Origin of the sequence: Streptomyces spiramenti, assembly GCF_012034385.1 — a bacterium.
GTDB classification, from domain to species: domain Bacteria; phylum Actinomycetota; class Actinomycetes; order Streptomycetales; family Streptomycetaceae; genus Streptomyces; species Streptomyces spiramenti.
Genome location: NZ_JAAVJB010000332.1, coordinates 1 through 4254 on the forward strand (window position 1 = coordinate 1; position 4254 = coordinate 4254).

2 protein-coding genes and 1 pseudogene are annotated in these 4254 nt (G+C 75.9%); 2 read left to right on the plus strand and 1 reads right to left on the minus strand.

The genetic code is table 11. The features are described from left to right. Positions 1–214 precede the first annotated feature (214 nt). The gene (gene hemB, locus HCJ92_RS22685) at positions 215–1207 is read left to right on the plus strand and encodes a porphobilinogen synthase (protein WP_338054334.1); all 993 of its coding nucleotides are present in this window, start codon (positions 215–217) and stop codon (positions 1205–1207) included. 522 nt (positions 1208–1729) lie between these two features. On the opposite strand, the pseudogene HCJ92_RS25210 reads toward hemB, so the two are convergent. After that, positions 1730–2239, minus strand: a pseudogene (locus HCJ92_RS25210) (TetR/AcrR family transcriptional regulator); the annotation flags it as partial. A 513-nt stretch (positions 2240–2752) separates the two neighbouring features. Between HCJ92_RS25210 and HCJ92_RS22700 the strand changes: the two are divergent. Next, the coding region (locus tag HCJ92_RS22700) for an FAD-dependent monooxygenase (protein ID WP_167935480.1) at positions 2753–4254 on the plus strand (1502 nt) is incomplete at its 3' end.

Consider the following 4254-nt stretch of genomic DNA (forward strand, 5'->3'; position numbering starts at 1 on the left):
CCGTCGGTGCGTGCGCGGGTCGGCGTCGCGGCGCCGGGCGGCGGGCTCCGCGCCGCGCCGCGGCTTGTACCGTGAGGAGTGCGTGCCGCACCGGGCGGTGGAGCGCGGCGGAGCCGCATGAGCGACCCCGGCTGTGCGGCGTGCGCGACCCGGTGGCCGGGTGACCCGTGCCCGACGCGCCGGTGCAGAGACCCGTGACGCGAAAGGTCCCGATGTGAGCGTCGAAGACGCCGGATTCCCCCAGGTGCGACCGCGACGGCTGCGGAGCTCGGCAGCCATGCGCGAGCTGGTGGCCGAGTACCGGGTGCGCCCGGCCGACCTGGTGCTGCCGGTCTTCGCCCGGGAGGGCATCGACCGACCGGTACCCGTCTCCTCGATGCCGGGCGTCGTCCAGCACACCCCCGACTCGCTGCGGCGCGCGGCGGCCGAGGCCGCCGAGGCGGGTGTACGCGGCATCATGCTGTTCGGTGTTCCCGAGCACAAGGACGCCGTGGGCTCGGCCGGTACCGACCCCGACGGGGTGCTCCAGCGGGCGATCCGCGACGTGCGGTCCGAGACCGGCGACACGCTGGTGATCATGTCCGACCTGTGTCTGGACGAGTTCACCGACCACGGCCACTGCGGCGTCCTGGACGAGCGGGGCGCGGTGGACAACGACGCGACGCTCGCGCGTTACGCGGAGATGGCGCTGGTGCAGGCCGAGGCGGGCGCGGACGTGCTGGGGCCCAGCGGCATGATGGACGGCCAGGTGGGCCACGTGCGCCGGGCGCTGGACGCCGCCGGCCGCACCGACGTCGCGATGCTGGCGTACACCGCGAAGTACGCCTCCGCCTTCTACGGGCCGTTCCGGGAGGCCGTCAACTCCTCGCTGACCGGCGACCGCAAGAGCTACCAGCAGGACCCGGCCAACGGGCGGGAGGCGCTGCGGGAGCTGGAGCTCGACCTGGCCGAGGGCGCCGACATGGTCATGGTGAAGCCCGGCATGCCCTACCTGGACGTGCTGCGCCGGGTGGCGGACGCGGTGACCGTGCCGGTGGCGGCCTACCAGATCTCCGGGGAGTACGCGATGGTCGAGGCGGCGGCCGAGAAGGGGTGGATCGAGCGGGAGCGCGCCATCGACGAGACGCTGCTCTGCTTCAAGCGCGCCGGGGCGGACCTGGTCCTGACCTACTGGGCGACGGAGGCGGCGCGGCGGCTCGGCCGCTGACCCGACTCCCGGCCGGGGCGACGCAGACGGCGGAGCACATCCGCCGTCGTACGTCGCCGCCGGGGCGGACTGCGGCAGGCTCGTGCATCTGGCGCCACGGGAGCGGCAGGTCCTCGCGTTCGTCGGGCGGGGCTTCTCCAACCAGGAGATCGCCGAGCACCTCGTGCGTCTCCCCGCTGACCGTGAAGACGCACGTGTCGCGGCTGTTCGCCAAGCCGGCGGTCCGTGACCGCGCCCGGTTGGTGGTGACGGCGTACGAGACGGGGCTGGTGGTGGGGCCGCGGGCGGACGGCTGACACACCACCGCCCTGCCCCGACCGCCCGGCCCCGGCCACGGGCAGTCGCCCGCCGACCGGTCCCGGTCTGCTCCGACGGGGCGTCCGCCGACGGGCGACCGCCGCCCTACTCCGCGCGCCGTCCCCGTTCGGGCCCGTGCTCGCCGTCTCCGCCGGGGGCGCCCGGCCCGCCGGGGGGCGGGGGCGGTGCTCCGGCCCCGGCCGAGGCTCCGACGTCCGCCTCGGTCGCGGTGAGGTAGCGCTGCACGGTCGGTCCGAGCCAGGCGACGACCTCGTCCTCCGACAGGGTGACGGCCGGCGGCAGCCGGAGCACGTAGCGTGCCAGGGCCATCCCGAGCACCTGTGACATCACCAGTGCGCCGCGCGCCGGTGCCTGCGCCGGATCGGGGCAGACGCCGCGCACCGCGGGTCCCAGCTGTTCGCGGAAGACCGTCCGCATCCGTTCGGCGCCCGCCGGGTTGGTCGCGGCCACCCGCAGGACGGCGGCGAGTGTCTCGTTCCCCTCCCACAGCCGTACGAAGTGCCGGACCAGGGTGGCGCCGATGGCGTCCCGGGGCACGCGGTCGAGGTCGGGGAGGCGCAGGTCGAGTTCGGAGGCGGCGGCGAACAGCCCCGCCTTGTTGCCGAAGTACCGCATGACCATCGAGGGGTCGATGGCCGCGTCGCGGGCGATGGCGCGGATGGTGGCGCGCTCGTAGCCGTCGCCGGCGAAGCGTTCCCTTGCGGCGGCGAGGATCGCGGCCCGCGTGGCGTCCGAGCGCCGGGGGGGCTCGCGGGGTTCGGGTGCGGTGGCTGCGGAGTTCTCGGCGGGGTCGGTGCGCGTCGGGCCGGTGGGGTCCGACGCGCCGGACGCCGCAGCGGGTCCGGTGGGCGCGGCGGCGTCGGTGGACGCGTCGCCGGGGGCGTCGGCCGGAGCTTCGGCGGTCGTGGTCCGGGCGGCGGGGGCCGGGGCCCGCGGGGAGGGCTCCGGAGGGGACTCGCGGGCGCCCGGCCCGGGCGCCGGAGTGGTGTCGGGTGGTCCGTGTGCGTGGCCGTCCGCGCCGGTGCGCGGGGGGCGTGAACCCTCGTGGTCTGCGGCGCGAGCCGGGTCCTCCAGCATCATGGCGCACACCTTAGGCCAACGCTTGTTGGCCTACAAGCGTTGACTCGCGGTAAGGGGGTCGCTACTCTCGTCAACACTCGTTGGCCAACACCTGATGGCCAACGCTTGTTGGCCCGTAACCGGGCCTACTCGGTCAAGGAGGCAGTCATGTCCGGCACCGCCGGTACCCGAACCCGCCACCACGCCACCGAGGTCGCCGTCGTCGGAGCCGGCCCCACCGGGCTGCTGCTCGCAGGCGATCTCGCCGTCGCCGGCCACCGTGTCACGCTCGTGGAGCGACGTGCGCCGGGCCTCTCCCCGCTTACCCGCGCCTTCGGAGTGCACGCCCGCACGTTGGAGCTGCTCGACGCCCGCGGCATCGCCGACGACCTCGTCGCCACCGGTGCCGCGCTCACCGAGGTCCGCCTCTTCGGCGGGGTGACCGTGCGGCTCGACCGCCCCGACAGCCGCTTCGGCTTCCTGCTGGTGACGCCGCAGTTCCAGGTCGAGGCGCTGCTCGCCCGCCGGGCGCGGGCGGCCGGTGTCCGCTGCATGCCGAGCACCGAGGTCAGCGGACTGGCGCAGGACGGCGGCGGCGTGACTCTCCGGCTGCGCCGCGCCCCCGGCGCGGACCCCGCCACCACCCCGGCCGTCCGTACGGTGCGCGCCCGGTACGTGGTCGGCACCGACGGCCACCGCAGCACCATCCGCCGGGCACTCGGTCAACCGTTCCCAGGGGTGTCCGTGCTGCGTTCGATGGTCGTCGCCGACGTCCGGCTGCTGGAGGACCCCGGCGAAGGTGCCCTCACCGTCCGCGGCGTACGGGGCGCGGTCGCCTTCCTGGCTCCCTTCGGGGACGGTTACCACCGCGTCTTCGCCTGGTCCGCGGAGGAGCGCGAACCAGGCGCCCCGGTGGATCTCGCCGACGTCCGGGACACGGTGTGGCGCGCCCACGGCACCGACTACGGCATGTACGACGCCCGCTGGCTCTCCCGGTTCCACTGCGACGAACGGCAGGTCCCGCAGTACCGGACCGGCCGGGTCTTCCTCGCCGGGGACGCCGCCCACATCCACTCGCCCGCCGGTGGCCAGGGCATGAACACCGGGCTCCAGGACGCCGTCAACCTCGGCTGGAAGCTCGCCGCCGCGTTGGACGGCGTTCCCGGGGCGGAGGAGGTCCTCGACAGCTACCACGACGAGCGCCACCCCGTGGGCGCCGCCGTGGTGCGGTCCAGCGGGGCCATCCTGCGGCTCGCCACGGCGGAGAGCGCGGTCGACCTCCTCCGCCGCACCGTGGCGACCGGGCTGCTGGGCGGCCTGCCGCCGCTGCGGCGGCGCATCGCCGGGCGACTGAGCGGGCTCGACATCCGCTACCCGGCCCCGCCGGGCGCCCACAGGCTCGTCGGGAGACGGGCGGTGGACGTCCCGCTGCGCGGCGGCGGCCGGTTGTACGAGTCGCTCCGCGCCGGGCGGCACGTCCTGGTGACCCCGGAGTCCGTCGCCGCGCCGGCCCACCCCGGCGTGGGCGTCGCCGGGGCGATCCACGAGCACTGGGCGGACCCGGAGCGGCGCGACCAGTGGCTGGTCCGGCCCGACGCCTATCTGGCCTGGGCCGCCGACACCGCCGCGGCCCGGCCGCCGCTGGCACCGGCCGCCCAGCTGACCGCCTG